This is a genomic window from Microcoleus sp. EPA2 (assembly GCA_020882975.1).
GTDB lineage: Bacteria > Cyanobacteriota > Cyanobacteriia > Cyanobacteriales > Microcoleaceae > Microcoleus.
Genome location: JAHRFD010000002.1, coordinates 351,676 through 373,315 on the forward strand (window position 1 = coordinate 351,676; position 21,640 = coordinate 373,315).

Consider the following 21,640-nt stretch of genomic DNA (forward strand, 5'->3'; position numbering starts at 1 on the left):
TGTTCTCTGTGTTCTCTGTGGTTCCTAAAAAAAATCTCATTGTTGTATCTACCACCAAACCGAAAAAATCTCATAGGTATACGAAATGAGTTCAAAAAAATCCACCAGCATAGATTCCCAATTAGTTCCCCACAATTCTCGTTCTAAATCTATTGTTTTCATAGAATCCGATTTAGAAGACTATCAAACTCTGGACAACGGTATCCTGGCTGGTGCAGAGAAAATTATATTAGATAAAAATCGCAATGGAGTCCAACAAATTAGTGCCGAATTGCAAAAAATCGCTGCTGCTGGTGAAACTGTAGACCAAGTTCACATCTTTTCTCATGGCAATTCGGGCAGCTTGCAGTTAGGTTCTACCACTTTGAACTCCGATAATTTATCAGAATATCAAAGTCAGTTGCAAGAGTGGCGCAATGCCCTGAGCGACCAAGCTGATATCATGCTTTACGGTTGCGATGTTGCGGCTGGTGCGGGGAGTGATTTTGTCGATCGCCTTTCGGAGTTAACCGGTGCTGATATTGCAGCATCCACCGATAAAACAGGCCGCGGTGGTAACTGGAATTTGGAGTTTAGCAAAGGGAATATTGAAGCGCCCCTAGCCCTAAATCCAGAAGTAATGGCAGATTATCAAGGAACTTTAGCAACTATTACCGTTACCAACACTAATGATAGCGGGCCTGGGTCCTTGAGAAGTGCGATCGCCTCCGCAGCCGCCGGCGACACCATTCAATTTGCATCCAGTCTAGCCAATCAAACAATTACTCTCACGAGCGGTCAACTTGTCATCAACAAAAACTTGACAATTGACGCAATTGGTGCTAGTAATTTAACCATTAGTGGTAACAACGCTTCGCGGGTAATCTTCACAGAAGATTCGACCAATGTTACTCTCAAAAACCTGATTATTGCCAACGGCAAAGTTCCAGGAACCGATCCAAATGATGAAACAACTAGCAGTGGCGGTGGCATTCAAACTGGCGGTAACAGCACTTTAACTTTAGAAAATTGCCAAGTCAATAATAATGTTGCCGGTTTCGGTGGCGGTATTTATACAGGTTTTCGCAGTACAACTACTGTCATTAATAGTAAGTTTAGTGGCAATGATGGTTCTTTAGCCGACGACACTGAACGCGGCGGCGGGGCGATCGCCACTAAAAGCGGCGGTTCCCTTACCATCAAAGGTAGCGAATTTACCAACAACAAAGGTAGCTACGGTGGGGCTGTCAATAACCTGTTGGGCAGCTTGACCATCGAAAACTCTAAATTCACCGGGAACCGCACAGACAAAGGTGTTGGTGGCGCAGTTTATGTCGATGGCGCTAATGGTTCTGGCCCCAATGCAAGCCCCGGTCCCATTGCTGGCACTATTGCGATCCGCAACAGCGTTTTTGATGGCAATATCGGGACTGGAGAAGGAGGTGCAGCCTTTCTCTTTGGCTATTTACAAGATAAAGTGGTTTTAGAAAATAGCACTTTTATTAACAACAAAGCAGTCAAATATTCATCAGGTTCTGGCGGTTCGGGAGGCGGTGTTCGTCATGGAAATGCCGATTTGACTGTTACCAACTGCACCTTTGCTAACAACACAGCCGATGATAACGGTGGCGGCTTGTGGTTTGGCGAAGATGGAAATGTCAGTATTGTTAATAGTACCTTCTCCGGGAACACTGCTGCCAATCAGGGCGGAGGAATAGTTGTGGGTAACACAGATTCTTTTGCAACTAATATCGTTAATTCCACTTTTGCCAAAAATAGTGCTGGGGAATATTCGGGAGGTATTGCCACCTTTGGAAATCAGCCAATTACTGTCAAAAATACAATTTTTGATAGTAATACGGCTGGTAATCCTTTTAAGGTTAAGCAGCAAACTGAAAGAGAACTAATTGACGGGGGAAATAATCTCCAATTTCCTGCTAAACTGACGACGGGAGATCCTAATGATAATAATGCCACTGCCAATGTGACGATCGCCGATCCGAAACTTGGCCCTTTACAAAATATCAACGGTGCTTTTGTACTGCCATTGCTAGTAGGAAGTCCCGCCATTGATACTGGTACTGGTGCGGGGGCACCAACTAGGGATCAGCGGGGTGTGACTCGCCCTGTGGATGGTGATGGTAACGGAAGTGCGATCGTTGATATTGGTGCTTTTGAATTTAGCATTACTCCCACACCAACACCAACTCCCACACCCACACCAACTCCCACACCCACACCCACACCGACTCCCACACCCACACCCACACCAACTCCTACTCCCACACCAACTCCCACACCCACACCTACACCCACTCCTACACCCACACCTACACCCACACCTACACCTACACCCACACCTACACCTACACCCACACCCACACCCACTCCCATTCCTGATACCGATGATTGCTTGTGCGATCGCGTCAGCGCCCCTGAATTCAACTCTGCCAGCATTATTCCTAACCCCGTTCAACAAACTCAGGGCGGCGGTAGCACTGCGGATTTCATTATGGGTGCCTCCATCAACGACTTGATTAATGGGCTGTCTGGAAATGACACCCTCTACGGTATGGGCGGCAATGACAACATTGATGGTGGTGCCGATAACGATTCAATTTTTGGCAATGATGGTGCCGATTTGATTCAAGGTGGCGATGGCAACGATACTATCTATGCGGGGAAGGATAATGACACTGTTTTGGGTGGCGATGGCAACGATTTTTTGAGGGGAGATTTTGGTAAAGATACGATGGCTGGTAGTATCGGCAATGATACTATTTTTGGTGGCAAAGATGACGATATCTTGTTCGGTGAAAATGGCGATGACTATATTTTAGGAAACTTAGGGAATGACACAATTAATGCTGGAAATGACAATGATATTGTGTTTGGCAATGAAGGTGCAGACCTGATTTTTGGTCAAGCTGGCAATGATACGCTTTACGGTGGCAAAGAAAACGACAGTCTTTGTGGTGGCGATGGTAATGATTTAATTTTTGGTGGTAATGATAGCGATCTTGTAGATGGTTGCGCCGGCAATGATACGCTTTATGGCGGCAAAGGTAACGATATTCTCAGTGGCGGTAGTGGTGCGGATTTCCTGAGTGGTGATGCTGGGGACGATACTTTGACTGGTGGTTCGGGAAATGATGTGTTTGTGTTAAGTCCGAATGGGGGAAGCGAGTTGATTACTGATTTCCGCAAGGGTGAGGATCTAATTGGATTGAATCCTGGTTTGAGTTTGAGTCAACTCAGTATTATTTCTAGCAATAATCAAGTGTTGATTAGTGTGAGTGCCACTGGTCAATTGCTGGCAAATTTGAATGGTGTACCGGCTAAGACTATTACCGCTAGTGATTTCATTAGTCTGTAGTGATTATAGTTGCCAAACAAACTATATCGAGATCTGATCGGAGGTACGATCGAGAATTGGTAATAGGTAATTGGTAATTGGTAACTTGGGTTCCAGCGTTGTCGAAGTATTGGTAATATCGTTTCCGGTTGCATCGGAATTATTAGCCGAAATTAGGACACGGTAGTACCCATAGGTGTCAACTTAAGCTGTCAGCCCGCCCCGTGTCTGTTAGTCATCCCGCGACTCCGACAGGGGTTAAAACCCCTGTCTCATAGCCAAAGTCAGTTGAAACTGACTGAAGATTTGCCCCAAACCAATACCTATCAACTCAACTAATTCTTCAGTCCTCTTTGAGAGGACTTGCGCTATGAGACAGGGGTTTCAACCCCTGTCGGACTATAACTTTTACCTTAAGTTGACACCAATGGGTAGTACCGTGTCCCTACCCAAAATAATCTTGTAGGGAAACGGCACTGCCGTGTCCTCTATATCATTCCGGTGTTACCGGAATTGATATAATTAGTAATGCCCTATACTTCGACTTTGCGAACTCACAAGTACCCCATACTTCGACCCGCTCGCGTAGTCGAAGGGCAGCACAAGTACCCCATTACCAATTACCCATTACCAATTACCCATTACCAATTACCCATTACCTCACCTAGCGGATGGTTCTTAAATGCTCGGGTTCATCGCAGAATTCCCAGTTGTGGAGGATGTGCGTTTGCACTAAATCTTCTACCCAAAAACCCTCTTTACCGACGGGAATAGTTAAAAAACTTGTCTCACTTTCCGCACTAATTTTTGCTATAATATTACACAATTTTTGGGTTAGAAAAGAAGGAACGGGATTCTAGAGAGGAGTGAAAATTTGATTTGTTAATAGGTGTCTGCAATATTTCTGAAAGAGATTGCCACAAGCCGGAGGCGATATTTCTCAGGTAATGCTCTCCGTAATTAGAGGTAGATGCGATACTTGTATAAGTCTTTCCTTCCCAAACTTGGCGGAGAATTGTTTCTTGTACGGGATGTAATTTTTTTGGCAATCGTGCGCGAGTTAGGTTTAGTACCTCATCGATCGTCATAACTGGCAATTATCTGGTAAGGGTATGGTGGATATTATCGCTGGCGATCGACTCTAAAGCTGAGTACGATCGCCTCATGGCTAAGAATTTTTTTGAGAATACCTCTCTGGGACGATCTAAATCCTTGACAATCATTATATCTTGTGTTATTGGCACTTTCTGACCGATCGGCATAACCTAATTTTAAGAGGCGCTGGCGCTCCTAGCGGCAAGGAAGGTTTGCCTAGTTTTTTAAGGCTTTTTCTCGATCGTTAGCTAAAATGTCATGTATGTGTCACATTTAGTCGTCCAGCTACAATTAAAATGTGACAGTTGACATTGGTAATGGTTTGTCAATTAATGCTAACTTAATTAAAAGTATTTTGATCTGCCTACTTTTATTCATCATCAACAAGATACCTGATGCCTGGAACCCACGTCTAGGAAATACCGCGGGGGAAAAGCCACAAGATTGAGTTTAGTCACCCACCAGAATCTGCGCTCCGATGTGTCGTTGAATTACTCCCAGCCAAGTGTATTATCTGCCAATCGCAAACATTATGTTGGAATTAGTCAAAAATATATTTTCTCCTACTCAATATATGCCACACGGTCATTGTTATCTGTGGCAAACGCCTTTGGTGTGGCTACACATAACGGGCGATTTTTTAATTGGGATCGCCTATTTTTCAATTCCGCTGATGCTGATTTATTTTGTATTAAAACGGCGGGATGTTCCTTTTTTAGGAATTTTCACTTTATTTGGTGCATTTATTATTCTGTGCGGCACAGGTCACTTCCTAGAAATTTGGACTCTGTGGCATCCCGCCTATTGGTTGTCGGGACTCGAAAAAGCCCTCACTGCACTGGTTTCCTGTTACACTGCTGGACAGATGGTAACACTATTGCCACAATTTCTTTCATTAAGAACACCCCAAGAATTAGAAGAAATCAATAGCAGATTGGAGGCGGAGATTTTAGTGAAAAAACAGGCAAAATTAGCTTTACGCACTGCCTATGATGACTTAGAAATTAAGGTGCAAGAACGCACATCCCAGTTGATTGAAACCAACCAGTGCTTAGAAATGGAAATTCGGGAACGCCAGCAAGCCGAGTTAAAACTGCGCTCTGTTACCGAACGCTTGCAATATTTACTAGCTACGACTCCCGCCGTAATTTTTAGCTGCCAAATAGGCGGAAATTATGACGTGACATTTGTTAGCGAAAATATTTTTTTAATGGTAGGTTATGAAGCGCAAGAATTCATGAATGGTTCTATTGATTGGTATAGCCTGATTCACCCCGAAGATCGAGAAAATGTTACAAATTTGTTCGCTCAAATATTGGAAAAAGAATCAATTTCCTACGAATACCGCGAACGACACAAAGACGGTAGTTATCGGTGGATATACGATGAGGTTAAGTTGGTCAAAGATGCTGCGGGTGTACCTATGGAGTGCGTTGGTTATGCCGTAGATATTACTGCGCGTAAACAAGCGGAAATTACCTTGCAGCAACAACTAAAAAGGGAGAGGCTAGTGAATTCCATTCAAGAGCGGATTCGTTCCTCTCTTAACCTGGAAGAAGTGCTGACAATGGCTGTGGAAGAAGTCCGGGATTTTTTGGCAACTGATAGAACAGTTATTTATCGTTTTAACCCAGATTGGAGTGGTTTTATTGCCGTTGAGTCCGTGGCAAAAAATACGATGCCGATTTTGGGAATTGATATTAATGATAATTGTTTTCGGGAACACTACGTGTCTGTTTACGAACAGGGGCACATTCGGGCGATAGACAATATTTACACGGCTGGTCTTTCAGAGTGCCACCTTAATTTACTGACCCAGTTTGAAATTAAAGCTAACCTCGTGGTTCCCATTTTGCAAGGTGAAAAATTATGGGGACTACTGATTGCTCATCACTGTCGGAATCAAAGGCATTGGAACTCTTCTGAGATAGAATCTCTCCAGCAAATTTCCGTGCAGCTAGCAATTGCCATCCAGCAATCCACCCTTTTTGAACAAGCCAAAACTGAAATTTACGAACGTAAATTGGCAGAACTGGCCTTACAAAAAGCTGTCTTAGCTGCGGATCGAGCTAACTGTGCCAAAAGTGAATTTCTCTCTTCTATGAGCCACGAATTGCGGACTCCTCTGAATGCCATTTTGGGATTTAGTCAGGTGATGGTGCGCGATTCATCTTTAAACAATCAAAACCAGCAGCATCTACAAATTATTAATCGGGCGGGAGAACACTTGCTTTCCTTAATTAATGACATTTTGGAAATGTCCAAAATCGAAGCAGGCAGAAGTCAGCTTAATGAAAGCAGTTTTAATTTAATCCGTCTGTTAGAAACCTTAGAAGAAATGTTCCGATTGAAAGCTAAATCTAAAAAATTGCTGCTAACTTTTGAAGTAGCTGAAGGCGTACCGGACTTTGTGAAGGGAGATGATGGTAAATTGCGTCAAGTTTTGATTAATCTGATCGGCAATGCGATCAAATTTACAGACACGGGTAGCGTTACCTTGCGAGTAAAAAATCAGGTAGAAACAAGTTTTAGTGTTCAAAATCCAGAGTTGATACCCCCAAAAACAATCATCGCCGATACGGTTTCCCTAAAGTCTGTGTCGCCGGAATTTGATACGGTAAATATGAATTATATTCCGCCAGTATCGTTACGAGTGAATTTTGAAATTGAAGATACTGGTGCTGGGATTGGGCGAGAAGAGATGAATAAATTATTTCAACCCTTTGAGCAAACAAAAACAGGTTATAAATCTCAAGAGGGGACTGGATTAGGTTTACCAATTAGTCGCAATTTTGTACGAATGATGGGAGGAGATATTAGTGTAAAAAGTACGCTTGGTTTGGGAAGTAAGTTTTCATTTGATATTGATTTCAGGCTTGCCGATCCTAGCGATGTTAAAATGCTTAAACCACAGAAAAAAGTAATTGGTTTAGCGCCGGATCAACCAGAATACCGGATTTTGGTGGTTGACGATCGCCCTGACAACTGTCTAGTCATAGTCAGATTATTGTCACCACTAGGGCTCATCGTGCGAGAAGCTAGAAATGGGCAAGAAGCTGTTGCTATATGGGAAGAGTGGCAACCGCACCTGATTTGGATGGATATGCAGATGCCTGTGATGAATGGCTATGAAGCTACCAGACTGATTAAAGCTCATCCCCTAGGTAAAAAAACCATGATTGTGGCTCTCACTGCTAGCGCTTTTGAAGAGGAACGAAAAACTATTTTGGGCGCAGGCTGCGATGATTTTATGCGTAAACCCTTCGAGGCAAATATACTGTTTTCGATCATGGAAGAACTTTTAGGTATCAGCTATATTTATGAGGAGCCTGTTGAGGAAAACATCGAAAATGAAACTACAATTAGCGTACCTACCAGCACTCTCTCTGTGGAATCGCAACTGAGTCAAATGCCTCTTGATTGGGTGCAGAAGATATCTGAGGCTGCTCATGAATGTTCCGACGATAAAATTGTTAAGTTGATTGATGAAATACCTAGAGAATTTGATTCAGCGGCAAAAATCTTAACGGCTTTAGCCCATGATTTTTTATTTGATGATATTATAGAATTAGCAATATTGGCCGTTAAAGACCGTCAATGTTAAGATTTTTTATAAAAAATAAGTAAGTCTTCCATCTTATGGACAGCAATCAAGATCCTACAATTCCAGCCAGCATTCTCGTAGTTGACGATACGCCACATAACGTGCGACTATTATCAACAATCCTCACGGGACAAGGATATCAGGTTCGTAAAGCGCTAAATGGGCAAAGGGCGCTCGCTACAGTGCAAGAGTTTCCGCCACATCTCATTTTGCTGGACGTGATGATGCCAGAAATGAATGGGTATGAGGTGTGCGAACATTTGAAATCTTCACCAACTACCAGTTCGATTCCAGTGATTTTTTTAAGCGCCTTAGATGATGCTTCAGATAAAGTGAAAGCTTTTGATGTAGGAGCAGTTGACTATATTACAAAACCTTTTCAAGATAAAGAAGTGTTGGCACGAGTGGCAAATCAGTTAACCATTAAAAGTCAAAAACAACTACTTCAAGAACAAACGAACCAATTAGAAGAACTTGTCGGACGTTTGGAAAACGAAATTAAAGATCGGCAGGGAGCTGAGCTAGCTTTACGCCTAGCTCAAAAAAAGTCAGATCATTTATTGTTAAATATTTTACCAGCCGCGATTGTTGAAGCTTTGAAAAAAGGCGAGGGTACTAATGCCGAGAGATTTGACTCAGCCACAGTTTTATTTGCAGATATTGTTGATTTTACTTCTATTGCTGCCAGAATTTCACCTCTAGAATTAGTGAAGTTCCTCAACCAGATTTTTTCAAAGTTTGATGAATTAACTCAGAAACATGGTTTGGAGAAAATTAAAACGAATGGGGATGCTTATATGGTAGCGGGGGGGTTGCCGGTGCCGAGGCCCGATCATGCAGAAGCGATCGCGAATATGGCCTTGGATATGCAGGAAGCGATCGCTGATTTTAAAACAGATAAGGGGGAACCTTTTCAAATTCGGATTGGCATCAATACAGGGCCTGTAGTTGCTGGAGTCATTGGTACTAAAAAATTTAGCTATGACTTGTGGGGAGATACTGTGAATGTTGCTTCTCGGATGGAATCTCAAGGATTACCAGGGTGTATTCAAGTTACTACTGCGGTTTACCAGCAGTTAAAAAATGACTATGTATTTGAGGAAAGAGGTTCGATATCGGTAAAAGGTAAAGGAGACACGATCGCCTATTTATTAACAGGGAAAAAAGATGATTAGCTGCCTTAAAAAATGAAGATTATTTCCAGTTTCCAATTTGTATTCTCCCGGACTATCTCAATGCGATCGATAAATTCTCGAAAATAAAACCTGCGTTCCGATTCTGATAAGTCGAGCCAAAATTGTGGCAGAGAAACAGTTTGAGCTGTTTCTCGCAAATTAACTGGCGGTAGTTGCGCCAATTTGCTTTGCAATTGTGCCATTTCGGTGCGGATTTTGTAGGCTCTCAATTCGGCAGTTTCTGTGTCTAAAATGCCATTTTCTATCAGGGTTGCTAGTTGATTGATGATTTGTTCTTTAAATTCGATCGCCCTACCAATTCCTGCTTTGATTCCATTCATATCCGGCATCTGTAACCCGGCCACAGCAGCGGGTAAATTCTGACAAATTCCGCTGATGGTAGATTGCAATACTTCATCGTAGGAAAGGCCGCTACATTTAGCCGGCCGACAACAGTTAATCGGCCGCAAATAAAGGTATTCTCGGTCTTTCCGGTAGGAGTTAACTTTTGCTACTGTCATGGGCGATCGACATTCCGCACAAATCGCTAAACCAGCAAGGGAACGAGGGGCGCTGGCGGTGCGAGGAGACAAGCGGCGATTGCGACGCAGCAACCTGTCTATTTGAGCAGCTTCTTCTCTGGAAATAATCGGGACATGGGTATTAGAAATTACTTGACCATTGTGATATTCTAAATCGCCTCGGTAGGCGGGATTTGTCAGCCAGCGACGGCCTGTGCTGACAGAGATTTTTTTGTTGTATTTCTTCGCTAAATAGCGCACGGAACCTCGCAAAGAACCGTAGATTAAAAAGTGTTCAAAAAAGTCTTTGACGGTGGGGGCGGTGCTTTTATCGATGGTGTAGCGCTCTTTGCTACGTCGATAGCCGTAGGGAGCTTTACCCGGTGGAATCTTGGCTTTGATGCGGTTGCGGGCGTGTCCTTTGCGAATGCTGCGGCTATGTTGGCTGCGCTGGACTTCTGCTAGGAGTTTGAGCAAGTTTGCTCTGTTTTCTGTTTGTTTTTCGTCTGTGACAATTAGTTGGATGCCGAGGTTTTCCAGTTGTTCTAGGCTGGTGCAAACTTGCTGCACTGTGTCGCCTAGTTCTTCAAACCGCTGAATTAACAGGTATTGAACTGGTTCTGTGCCGCAGTCTTTTAGGAGTTGTTGCAGTTGCTCTCGCCCTCCTAAATCTTGATAAGTGCGATCGACTTCTTGGCCCCAAAATTCAGGCGTCGGTGCTGTTTCTAGGAGAGGTTCAGTGTAAGAGTAGGCGATGATTTTCATCTGTTACTGGCTGAGTTCGATGATATTACCGTCGGGATCTTGGGTAAATAATGCCGATCGACCTGATGCACTCATTTGTACTGGGCAATGATGAGCGATTAATTGCTCTTTAGCTAGTTCTAAGTTAGCAACAGAAAATGCTAGATGTTGGTTGCGTCCTAATTTTTCATAATCTACGGTATTTGGGATAACTTTTTCTGCTAAAATTAGGTGGATTTGGAAGTTACCTACTTGATACCAAATACCGGGAAAATTTAATTGTCTATCAATTTTGTGCAGTCCTAATACGGTGCTATAAAAGTGTTGGGATTTTTCGAGATTAGAAATTAGTAGGGCGCTGTGGAGGGGTTGGGTAATTTGCATTTTTTTTCAGATGTTTTAATTTCACGCTTATATAAAAATTGTGATCCACAGATTTATCATAACATAATCTGTTACTTTGAATACAGATAAACCTACAAAATCAATGTTATGCACTGTATCGATATTAATTGATTTTTCACATTATGCAGCCCTATACATTCTAATATATAATTTTCCAAAAAATCCTTAAATAATTAATTTATGTAGCGATATAATATCTTACCAGATATGACTTTTTAAGTCGATCGCTCCTGGGAAGCAAGCGCTGCAAAAAAAAGCAAGGCAATTGATGTGGTTCGTTATCTGTTTTCTATCTACCGAGCTTTATTTTGTGGTCAAATCTTCCCGAAACCTTGGGCATCATAGTAAACTAATAGACATCTGCGATCGTTCTTGTGAAACAGACATCCCTTCGATGATGCACCTACCGCACTATTATTTATATTACTATAACCAACAACTTACTAGAATTTAGAAACTATGACTCCGCTCTCAATTTCCGGCTACCGCGCTATCGAACTACTCTACTCCGGTCCCAGAACCTTGGTGTATAGAGGTTGTTCTGAATCAGACAATCAACCAGTTGTGATCAAATTGCTCAAGTCTGAGTATCCGACTTTCAGCGAACTGGTGCAGTTTCGCAATCAATACACCATTGCTAAAAATATCGATCATTCCGGGATTGTCAAACATTTAAGTCTAGAACCATACCGTAACGGCTTTGCCTTGGTGATGGAGGACTTTGGGGGTATTTCTCTGGCAGAATACGTCGCCAATGATGTGTTTGGAATTAATGGCAAATTCACGAATCGTTTAGAGGATTTTTTGCAGATAGCCCTTCAAATTTGCTCGGCTTTAGAAGCGATATATCAAAACAAAATTATTCATAAAGATATCAAGCCACAGAATATTCTAATCAACCCTCAAACTCAACAAATAAAAATCATAGATTTTAGTATTTCGTCCCTTTTGCCTAGGGAAAATCAAGAAATTAAAAATGCCAATATCTTGGAAGGAACTTTAGCTTATATGTCTCCCGAACAAACGGGAAGAATGAATCGTGGGATTGACTACCGCACCGATTTTTACTCCCTGGGAGTAACTTTTTACGAACTGTTGACAGGACAATTGCCATTTTCATCCAACGAACCCATGGAATTGGTTCACTGTCACATTGCTCGCCAGCCAATTCATCCCATCGCCCTAAATCCAGCCATCCCCCAAGTATTGAATAACATCGTGCTAAAACTGATGGCAAAAACAGCAGAAGCACGCTATCAAACAGTTACAGGTCTCAAATATGATTTAGAACTCTGCTTAAAAGCATACTCCCATACTGGCACTACTGGCACTATTGAACTGTTTGCATTAGGCCACAGAGACATTTCTGAGCACTTCGTGATTCCCGAAAAACTGTATGGCAGAGAGATCGAAGTTTTGACCCTATTAGCAGCCTTCCAGCGCGTCGCATCTCCCCAGGCAAATTCCCTAACTACAAATTTAAAAACCTCCCCTAACAGCGCCAAAAAAACTCATAAATTACGCCGTAGAGCTACTACCGAAATAATGTTGATAGCGGGATTTTCCGGGATTGGCAAAACCGCTGTCGTGAACGAAATTCATAAACCAATAGTTCAGCAGCGTGGATATTTTATTAAAGGAAAATTCGACCAATTCAGGCGCGATATTCCTTTCTCCGCCTGGGTGCAAGCACTGCAAAAGTTAATGGAACAATTACTCACAGAAAGTGTGGAGCGAGTTGAAAATTGGCAATTGCAAATCCTGTCAGCTTTAGGTGAAAATGCTCAGGTAATTATTGATGTCATTCCCGAATTAGAACTGTTGATTGGCAAGCAACCCCCAGTCCCAGAATTAGAGCCTAGTCCGGCACAAAATCGGTTCAATCTGCTATTTCAAAAGTTTATTCGTGTCTTTGCTACCAAAAATCACCCCTTAGTTATTTTCTTAGATGATTTGCAATGGGCAGATTCAGCATCTTTGAAATTAATGCAATTGTTGCTGGGCGAATCTGAAGGGCAACATTTGCTCTTAATTGGTGCCTATCGAGATAATGAAGTTTCCAATGTTCATCCATTAATGCTGACTTTATCGGAAATTCGTAAGCTAGGTACGAGTTCATCTTCTGTGCCCAGTCATGGGAGCGATCGCCCAGTCCCTATAATTAATCAAATTACTCTCGCGCCACTTTCCAAACTTGACTTGAATCGTCTGGTTGCTGATGCTTTAACTTGTCCGCTAGAACGCTCTCTTTCCTTGACAGAATTGATTTTTCAAAAAACTCAAGGCAATCCTTTTTTTAGCAATCAATTCCTCAAAAAGCTCTACGAAGATAAGTTAATTTATTTCGATTTAAACACTGGAAACCAGGGAGAGTACGCACCATCGACTGCGCCGACTGGGACTGCGGGGGGGTGGCAGTGCGATCTTAGTAAAATCAGAGAATTGGCAGTTAGCGATGATGTCGTCGAGTTTATGGCTAATCAATTGCAGAAATTGCCGATCGCCACTCAAGATGTTTTAAAGTTAGCTGCTTGTATTGGCAGTCAATTTGATTTAGAAACCTTGGCTGTTGTTTGCGAAAAATCTCAAGTAGACACGGCTGCTGACTTGTGGAAAGCATTGCAAGAAGGTCTAATTTTACCGCAAAGTCAAATTTACAAGTTTTTTACAGAGGATGGGGAGGCATCACCCTTAGCTGTTGCCGATTGTCCATTGCCAAGTTACAAATTTTTGCACGATCGCGTTCAACAAGCTGCCTATTTTTTAATTACTGATGATGCCACGCAGTTAACTCACCTAAAAATTGGCAGATTGTTGTTGAGTAATACCCCAGAATGTGAAAAAGAAGAGCGGATATTTGATATTGTCAACCACTTGAATATGGGAGTGGAATTAATTGTCGATCGCACTGAAAGAAATCAGCTAGCTTCCTTGAATTTATTAGCAGGGCGCAAAGCGAAAACTTCTACAGCCTATGCTGCTGCTGTTGATTACTTAACCATCGCCCGCCATTTACTACCAGATGATAGCTGGACCGATTTATATGACTTAACCCTAGATATTTATGTAGAATCTGTAGAAGCAGAATATTTGAATACAAATTTTGATTTATCGCAACAACTGACTGAAATAGTTCTATCTCACTCGCGAAATCTCCTCGATCAATTCCGAGTTTACGAAGCACGAATTCAGTCTTATATTGCTCAAAATCAGATGAAATTAGCAGTTGATACTGGATTGGAAGTTTTGGGGATGCTTGGTGTTGTTTTGGAAACAGAACTCCCTGGGGAAGAGGAAATTTCTAGCTTAGTCGATCTGCCAGAAATTAAGGATGCTTATAAAATAGCTGCTTTGAGGATTTTATGTGCGATCGCTTCTGGGGCTTATCTAGCTAGTCCCGAAATTTACCCCACCGTTGTATTTACCATGGCAGATATTTGTATCAAATACGGTAATTCTGCCCCTGCTAGTTATGCCTATGCTTGTTGCAGTTTAATTTGTGAAGTAATCGGAGAAATTGAATTAGGCTATCAATACGGTCAACTATCCTTACAGGTTTTAGATAAATTTCCATCTCCCGAATTTCACTCGAAAGTTGTGATGGTTTATAATGCCTGCGTCAGACATTGGAAAGAACCGACTCGCTCGACTCTACCTTATCTGCTATCGGCAGTCCAAAGTGGTTTAGAAACTGGCGATCTTGAGTATGCTTGCTATGCTGCTATTTATCTTTGCATCTACAGTTTTTTTAGCGGCGAAGACCTAAAATTAGTAGATCAAAAATATGAACAGTATCTGGAACTTATGCTCGATTCTAAACAAGAATATCAGACTTACTATACCCAAATATGGCGACAATTAGTATTAAATTTACAAGGATTAGCTGATGATAATTGTCGCTTAGTGGGGGAAAGTTTCAATGAAGATGAAATGTTACCTGTTTTGTTGGCAGCCAACAATGTCTCTTCCATTTTTGGGATTTATTTTGCTAAAATGGTTGTGAATTATTTGTTTGGCGATCGCGATCGGGCCCTGGAAAATGCCCAGCTAGCAGAGCAATATGTCGCTGGAGTCGGGTCGTTAATGATGGTTCCACAGCACAACTTTTACCATTCCCTCACCCTGCTAGCACTGTACCCCCATGCAGAGGCGATCGCAGCAGAACAATACTTAAACCAAGTGAGAAACAATCAGGAAGAAATGCAAACATGGGCGTTTCATGCACCGATGAATTATCAACATAAGTATGAATTAGTAGCAGCAGAAATAGCACGAGTATTAGGAGACAGGCTGGAAGCGATGGATTTGTACGATCGCGCCATTGTGACAGCCCAAAAAAACCAATACATCCAAGAAGAAGCACTAGCAAACGAACTGGCTGCTAAATTCTATCTGGAATTAGGCAAAGATAAAATTGCCAGCGTCTATCTAACCGACGCTTACTATGCTTATGCTCGCTGGGGTTCTCCGGCAAAAATTAAAAATCTAGAACAAAACTATTCCCAATTACTAGCTCCCATTCTCCAACAAACAACAAGCCTCTATGGGGGAATAACAATTGCTGAAACTATGCTAGAGGGCGTTAGTAGCACTAGCAAAGATATGTCGCAGTCCCTGGATTTAGAAACAGTAATCAAAGCTTCTCAAGCCATATCAGGAGAAATTAATGTAGAGGAATTACTCTCAACTTTAATCAGAATACTAAACGAAAATGCTGGAGCTTCTCAGAGCTATATTATATTAGAAATTAATAGTGAATTAGTGATAGTTGCCAAATGTTTAAATGAGCAATCTTATTTACCTAATATTTTACTCATTCAAAGCGACGAACTTCCCATCACTGCCATTAACTACGTCTGGCGTACTAGAGAAACCTTGGTAATTAACGATATTGCTACTGAAAATATGTTTGCTGCGGACCCCTACATTATCGATCGCCAACCTAAATCGGTATTGTGTACTCCCATTGTTAACCAAGGTAAGGCGATCGGCATTTTGTATTTAGAAAATAGTCTCGCCACTGGCGCATTTACGACTGACAGATTGGAAGTCTTAAAAATCCTATCTTCCCAAGCTGCTATCTCCATTGAAAATGCTCTGTTATATCAAACTCTTGAAGATAAAGTTGAAGAACGCACTGCCGAACTAGCCCAAGCAAATCAAGAAATTTCTGCCCTCAACCAGCGCCTCAAAACCGAAAATATTCACATGAGTGCCGAACTGGATCTCCTCAAGCAAATGCAGCAGTTAATTCTGCCAAAGCCAGCGGAACTCCAAGCAATAAAAGGCTTAGATATTGCGGGATTTATGGAACCAGCGGATCGAGTAGGGGGCGATTACTACGACGTACTTTGTACTGACCAAGTTGTGACAATCTGCATTGGAGATGTTACAGGACATGGATTAGAAAGTGGCATTTTGATGGTGATGACTCAAGCAGCAGTCCGCACTCTTCAGGAACTGCAAGAATCCGATCCCGTCCGTTTTTTAGATACCCTTAATCGCACCATTTACAAAAATATCCAGCGCATGAACTCTGACAAAAATCTGACCCTCGCGCTGCTGAATTACGCCGACGGCAAAGTTAGTATTAGCGGTCAACACGAGGAAACTATCGTGGTCAGAAAAGGTGGTCAGATTGAAAGAATTGACACAATGGATTTAGGATTTCCTATCGGCTTAGATGAGGATATTTCTGATTGGATTAGTCAGGTTGTAGTAGACTTAGAGCCTGGTGACGGGGTAGTGCTTTATACTGACGGCATCCCCGAAGCCAGAAATATCGAGAAAGAATTCTACGGTATAGAAAGACTCTGTGAAGTAGTTTCTCAAAACTGGCATCGCAGGGCCGAACAAATCAAGCAAGCCACCATCGATGATTTGCGAAAATTTATGGGACAAGAAAAGGTATTTGATGACATTACCTTGGTGGTTCTCAAGCAAAAAAAGTTAAGTTATGTAAATAAGTAGGCGTTGTAAAACGCCAATATGTAAACGATTGTAAAGTAGCCAAATCCCTTACAGGTAGGGGATTTATTTTTGATATCCTATGTTACGATGGCAGATACTAAATAGGATGGTAAATACAATGAATAAACAAAAAAAGAAAGTCATTGTCGATACAGACATGGGATGGGATGATTGGCTAGCCATTCTTTTTTTGATGCAACATCCCGATATAGAAATCCTGGGACTAACTGTTACCGGTGTTGGGGAGTCTCACCTCACCCCAGGAGTCAAGAATGCACGCAATTTGCTAGAACTAGGAGGCAAGGGCACAGTACCAGTGTGTGCGGGGACTAACCAGCCACTAATTTATAGTAACGTATTTCCCCCAGACTTTCGCAAAAAAATTGACTCTATTTTTAACCTTAATTTGCCTGTTAATCCACACCCCCTCGATCCAAGATCCGCCGTTACTTTTTTTCATGAAACCTTGAGTGATTCCCCAGATAAAGTTACTATTCTCTCGATTGGTGGCATGACTAATTTAGGAAATTTTATCCGACAATACGGCCATAAATTTAATTCAAAAATTGAAAGGATATTTATCATGGGTGGTGCCATAGATGTAAGAGGTAATGTCGCAGATTTTGAGGGTTACTACCCTACTAACCAAACCGCTGAATGGAATATATTCATCGATATTCTAGGAGCAAAAATAGTTATGGAATCTGCTATACCTCTAACTTTTGTCCCCCTAGATGCGGCCTATCAAGTTGAATTGACCTTGGATTTTGTGACTGAATTTGCTCGATCAGCCAAAACCCCCTGTGCAGAGTTTGCTAGTAAAATTATGATTGCGAAACTAGGTCAGGACATGAGTGCTGGTTTTCAGGAGTATTTCTACGATCCCCTCGCAGCAGCCGTAATGGCTGGCCCTGTCAACTTAGTGACAAAAACTGAAACTAAGAAGTTGAAGGTAGTTCAAGAATTGAATCAAGAAGACGACCATTCAGGACAACTAATACATGATTGTTGCGCCAAGAGTGTTCAAGTCTGTATGTCCGTCGATAGCAAGGTTTTCCAAAATGTTTTTAAGAATATCCTGAACCAGGAAAGCAATCCTCTTTAATTTGTACAATTTTTACTCCTGGTTTCTAGTCTGACCCCCAAAAATCCCGCTCGCATTTTACAACTAATCACTCCTAACGAATCTGCTTTTAACTGTCCATTTTTTGCTAGGAATTTTTATAACTATGGTTTCTCAAAAAACAGGGATAGATAAAAATATCCCTAGGAAAGGCTCTTTCGGCAAATTCAGCCTCCGCACCACCCTCGTCGTGCCTTTTGTTTTACAAATTTTTGCTGCTGTTGGTCTAGTGGCTTATCTGTCATTCCAAAGCGGACAGCAGTCTGTTAATGAAGTCGCTTATCAACTACGCCGGGAAGTATCAAACCGCATCAAACAAAATTTAGAGAACTATCTTAAAACCCCTTACTTAATTCATAAAATTAACTTGGATTCCCTGGAATTAAAACAGATATCTCTGCAAGATATTCCAAATTTAGAAATACATTTATGGAAAAAGATTAATCAATTTTCCGAAATAGGTTTCATTGGCTACGCTTCAGAACAAGGTGAAATGTTGGGGATGGAACGACTAGATAATGGGCTAATAGAAGTCAATTTAATGGAAAATTCCAGTCCCGGAAATCTTGGTATTTATACAACCGATAAGCAGGGAAATCGAATCGCTCTCCGAAAAGTTATTCCTAATTTTATTAACAACAAACGTCCCTGGTATCAGAAAGCTGTTCAGTCAAAAAAAGCAACATGGAGCGATATTTTTATTTATCAAGGCACTCCGAGACCAGCGATATCTGCCGTTGTACCTGTTTACGATGGGGCTGGTCAGATCCAAGGTGTGCTGTTCAATGATTTTTTACTTTCCTTAATCAGTGATTTTTTGAAAACATTAAAAATAGGTGAATCCGGTCAAACATTCATTATTGAACGTTCAGGAATGTTGGTTGCTAGTTCGACAGAAAAGCCATTTGTTATCAAAAACCAAAAAGCGAACGAACTTCAACAAATTCCGCAGCTACTCAGTGCAGTGGAGAGTAGAGATCCCCTCGTACAATTTACTACAAAATATCTACTGTCACGCTTTCAGAATTTCAATTCAATTAGGACTGAACAACAATTAGATTTGAAATTCAAAAATCAGCGATATTTTGCACAAATATCACCATTTCAGGATGAGTACGGTCTGGATTGGCTGATTGTTGTCATAGTTCCAGAGTCGGACTTTATGGGTCAGATTGAGACGAATACTCACAGAACGATTATTTTATCTGTGGTTGCACTAATTGTGGCAATTACTCTTGGTGTTTTTTCGGCTCGTTGGATTGCTCACCCAATTTTTCGGATTACCCAAGCCTCCGAATATATAGCAGGTGGCAATCTCGATCAACACGTAAATGAATCTCACCCTATCGTGGAAATTAAAAAATTAGCAAATTCTTTCAATAGTATGGCTGGACAACTCAAAGATTCCTTTGAAACATTGGAAGATAAAGTTGAAGAACGCACTGCCGAACTAGCCCAAGCAAATCAAGAAATTTCTACCCTCAACCATCTCCTCAAAACCGAAAATATTCGCATGAGTGCCGAACTGGATATCCTCCAGCAAATGCAGCAGTTAATTCTGCCCAAACCAGCCGAACTCCAAGCAATAAAAGGCTTAGATATTGCGGGATTTATGGAACCAGCGGAGCAAGTAGGTGGCGATTACTACGACGTACTTTGTACGGAGGGACTTGTGACAATCTGCATTGGAGATGTTACAGGACACGGATTAGAAAGTGGCATTTTGATGGTGATGACTCAAGCAGCAGTCCGCACTCTTCAGGAACTGCAAGAATCCGATCCCGTCCGTTTTTTAGATACCCTTAATCGCACCATTTACAAAAATGTCCAGCGCATGAAATCTGACAAATGTCTGACCCTAGCTCTGCTGAATTACGCCGACGGTAAAGTTAGTATTAGCGGTCAACACGAGGAAATTATAGTGGTCAGAAAAGGTGGTCAGATTGAAAGAATTGACACAATGGATTTAGGATTTCCTATCGGCTTAGATGAGGATATTTTAGATTGGATTAGTCAGGTTGTAGTAGACTTAGAGTCTGGTGACGGGGTAGTGCTTTATACTGACGGCATCCCCGAAGCCAGAAATAGCGAGAAAGAATTCTACGGTATAGAAAGACTCTGTGAAGTAGTTTCTCAAAACTGGCATCGCAGCGCCGAACAAATCAAGCAAGCCACTATTGATGATTTGCGAAAATTTAGGGGAGAAGAAAAGGTACTTGATGACATTACTTTGCTAGTATTGAAGCAACAGGGAAATATTGTGCATAATTGACGATCGCCTACGAGAGAGCAGCTTTAGAGGAGCGATCGGGGATTTGGGGGCGCAGAATGTCAGAAGCAACCGGATTTCTCGATCGCATCGTGTAACCTCTAATAATTTACAGCTAGCGATTGAAACAATTTTTCGCTCCCAAGTTCGGGAGTATAAATTATGACAACCCAGATAAATTTAGCACAATCTACATCTCCTGAAGAACTCAAGACTCAGCTACAGCATTTGATGGAGAAACTTGAAGAAGTCGAAGATGAAAAAAATAGCTATGAAACTTTAGTAGAAATTATCACGGAGCATTCCACGGATTTGGAAAACCAAATCCGTCATAATAATCGAGAGATGCAGACTTATATCGAGCAGGTAAAAAAGGTGATAGATGCAGCTATCGCTGTGAAAAACAACTGCTTTGAACCTCAGATATTGTCCGATGTCGCAGCGCGCAGTGATACGCTGGGAGAACTGGCACAGGTTTTTTCCCATATGGTGCAAACGGTGAAAGCGCGGGAACAGGAATTAGAGAAACTTTTGCAGGCTTACGGACGTTTTGTTCCCGATGAATTTTTCCAATTTCTGGGAAAGCAGAGTGTTGTGGATTTCCAGCTTGGAGATCACGTCAGTAAAGAGATGGCTATCATGTTTTCTGATATCCGTTCGTTCACCACAATGGCCGAGCAAATGACTGCTCAACAAAACTTTAACTTTATCAATAGCTATTTACAGCGAATTAGTCCCGGAATTAGGAATCACAATGGTTTTATTGTCAAGTATATGGGAGATGGAGTGATGGCAGTTTTTCCCGAAGGGGTTGATGATGCCATTCAGGCGGGAATTGTGAAGTTAGAGGAGTTGCAAAAATATAATCAAAGCCGTAAAATCAATGGAGAGATTCCGGTGAATATTGGCATTGGTATCCATGTTGGTGATACGATGGTGGGGATTATTGGAGAAGCAAATCGGATGCAAGCTGATGCCCTGTCCGATCATGTGAATATCACGGCTCGTCTGGAAGGTTTGACTAAGTATTATGGCGTATCTTTATTAATTTCAGGAGAGGTGGTACAACGTTTGAGTCAACCGTCCAAGTATCATATTCGCTTTTTGGATCGGGCGATTGTGAAAGGTAGACAAGAACCGATTACTGTTTGTGAGGTGTTAGATGTTGAAGTAGAACCAGTGCGATCGCTCAAAATTCTAACTTTGCCTATTTTTGAGGATGGACTAGAACAATATTGTCAGGGAAACTTTGCTAATGCCAAGGTTTGTTTTGAAAAAATTGTGGCGTTAAATCCCGATGACAAACCCAGCCAAATTTATCTAGAACGCATCCAAGCACTTTTAGAAAATAGTATTCCGGCTAATTGGAATGGCGTGTGGAAATTTACCCAAAAGTGACC

Annotated in this window: 11 protein-coding genes; 7 read left to right on the top strand and 4 right to left on the bottom strand. The window is 41.8% G+C overall.

What is annotated here, in order from left to right:
- The first annotated feature begins 85 nt into the window (after positions 1-85).
- A complete protein-coding gene (locus tag AAFP14_RS04000) occupies positions 86-3,355 on the top strand; it encodes a DUF4347 domain-containing protein (RefSeq protein WP_341731006.1) in 3,270 nt (1,089 codons plus the stop codon).
- Positions 3,356-4,152: 797 nt separating this feature from the next.
- Here AAFP14_RS04000 and AAFP14_RS04005 read toward each other — a convergent pair.
- Complete coding sequence (locus AAFP14_RS04005) at positions 4,153-4,422, bottom strand: helix-turn-helix domain-containing protein (protein WP_341731007.1); 270 nt, start codon at positions 4,420-4,422, stop codon at positions 4,153-4,155.
- Positions 4,423-4,431: 9 nt separating this feature from the next.
- Entirely contained in the window at positions 4,432-4,596 is a 165-nt protein-coding gene (locus AAFP14_RS04010; protein WP_341731008.1) for a hypothetical protein, read from the bottom strand.
- 407 nt (positions 4,597-5,003) lie between these two features.
- Here AAFP14_RS04010 and AAFP14_RS04015 point away from each other — a divergent pair, with 407 nt between their 5' ends.
- Together AAFP14_RS04015 and AAFP14_RS04020 are read left to right on the top strand one after the other, a co-directional pair.
- Positions 5,004-8,033, top strand: coding sequence for a response regulator (locus AAFP14_RS04015; protein WP_472851025.1), 3,030 nt, complete (start codon positions 5,004-5,006; stop codon positions 8,031-8,033).
- Positions 8,034-8,068: 35 nt separating this feature from the next.
- The gene (locus AAFP14_RS04020) at positions 8,069-9,208 is read left to right on the top strand and encodes an adenylate/guanylate cyclase domain-containing protein (protein ID WP_341731010.1); all 1,140 of its coding nucleotides are present in this window, start codon (positions 8,069-8,071) and stop codon (positions 9,206-9,208) included.
- 5 nt (positions 9,209-9,213) lie between these two features.
- On the opposite strand, the gene AAFP14_RS04025 is transcribed toward AAFP14_RS04020, so the two are convergent.
- Together AAFP14_RS04025 and AAFP14_RS04030 are read right to left on the bottom strand one after the other, a co-directional pair.
- Positions 9,214-10,494: a recombinase family protein gene (locus tag AAFP14_RS04025; RefSeq protein ID WP_341731011.1), complete on the bottom strand. Its 1,281-nt coding sequence runs from the start codon at positions 10,492-10,494 to the stop codon at positions 9,214-9,216.
- A 3-nt stretch (positions 10,495-10,497) separates the two neighbouring features.
- Positions 10,498-10,857, bottom strand: coding sequence for a VOC family protein (locus AAFP14_RS04030; RefSeq protein WP_341731012.1), 360 nt, complete (start codon positions 10,855-10,857; stop codon positions 10,498-10,500).
- Between the two features lie 480 nt (positions 10,858-11,337).
- Between AAFP14_RS04030 and AAFP14_RS04035 the strand changes: the two genes are divergently transcribed.
- From AAFP14_RS04035 to AAFP14_RS04050, 4 genes are all read left to right on the top strand, one after another.
- Positions 11,338-16,848 carry an AAA family ATPase gene (locus AAFP14_RS04035; protein ID WP_341731013.1) on the top strand — a complete coding sequence of 1,837 codons (5,511 nt, stop codon included), beginning with the start codon at positions 11,338-11,340 and terminating at the stop codon, positions 16,846-16,848.
- Positions 16,849-16,966: 118 nt separating this feature from the next.
- Complete coding sequence (locus AAFP14_RS04040) at positions 16,967-17,953, top strand: nucleoside hydrolase (protein ID WP_341731014.1); 987 nt, start codon at positions 16,967-16,969, stop codon at positions 17,951-17,953.
- A gap of 124 nt (positions 17,954-18,077) precedes the next feature.
- Positions 18,078-20,243, top strand: a complete 2,166-nt coding sequence (locus AAFP14_RS04045; RefSeq protein ID WP_341731015.1) for a SpoIIE family protein phosphatase — start codon at positions 18,078-18,080, stop codon at positions 20,241-20,243.
- A 159-nt stretch (positions 20,244-20,402) separates the two neighbouring features.
- Complete coding sequence (locus tag AAFP14_RS04050; protein ID WP_341731016.1) at positions 20,403-21,638, top strand: adenylate/guanylate cyclase domain-containing protein; 1,236 nt, start codon at positions 20,403-20,405, stop codon at positions 21,636-21,638.
- Positions 21,639-21,640 lie beyond the last annotated feature (2 nt).

Excerpts from the sequence above, each read along its gene's own strand:
- AAFP14_RS04000 (WP_341731006.1), top strand. The coding sequence starts at position 86 with ATGAGTTCAAAAAAATCCACCAGCATAGATTCCCAATTAGTTCCCCAC.
- AAFP14_RS04005 (WP_341731007.1), bottom strand. The coding sequence starts at position 4,422 with ATGACGATCGATGAGGTACTAAACCTAACTCGCGCACGATTGCCAAAA.
- AAFP14_RS04010 (WP_341731008.1), bottom strand. The coding sequence starts at position 4,596 with ATGCCGATCGGTCAGAAAGTGCCAATAACACAAGATATAATGATTGTC.
- AAFP14_RS04015 (WP_472851025.1), top strand. The coding sequence starts at position 5,004 with ATGCCACACGGTCATTGTTATCTGTGGCAAACGCCTTTGGTGTGGCTA.
- AAFP14_RS04020 (WP_341731010.1), top strand. The coding sequence starts at position 8,069 with ATGGACAGCAATCAAGATCCTACAATTCCAGCCAGCATTCTCGTAGTT.
- AAFP14_RS04025 (WP_341731011.1), bottom strand. The coding sequence starts at position 10,494 with ATGAAAATCATCGCCTACTCTTACACTGAACCTCTCCTAGAAACAGCA.
- AAFP14_RS04030 (WP_341731012.1), bottom strand. The coding sequence starts at position 10,857 with ATGCAAATTACCCAACCCCTCCACAGCGCCCTACTAATTTCTAATCTC.
- AAFP14_RS04035 (WP_341731013.1), top strand. The coding sequence starts at position 11,338 with ATGACTCCGCTCTCAATTTCCGGCTACCGCGCTATCGAACTACTCTAC.
- AAFP14_RS04040 (WP_341731014.1), top strand. The coding sequence starts at position 16,967 with ATGAATAAACAAAAAAAGAAAGTCATTGTCGATACAGACATGGGATGG.
- AAFP14_RS04045 (WP_341731015.1), top strand. The coding sequence starts at position 18,078 with ATGGTTTCTCAAAAAACAGGGATAGATAAAAATATCCCTAGGAAAGGC.
- AAFP14_RS04050 (WP_341731016.1), top strand. The coding sequence starts at position 20,403 with ATGACAACCCAGATAAATTTAGCACAATCTACATCTCCTGAAGAACTC.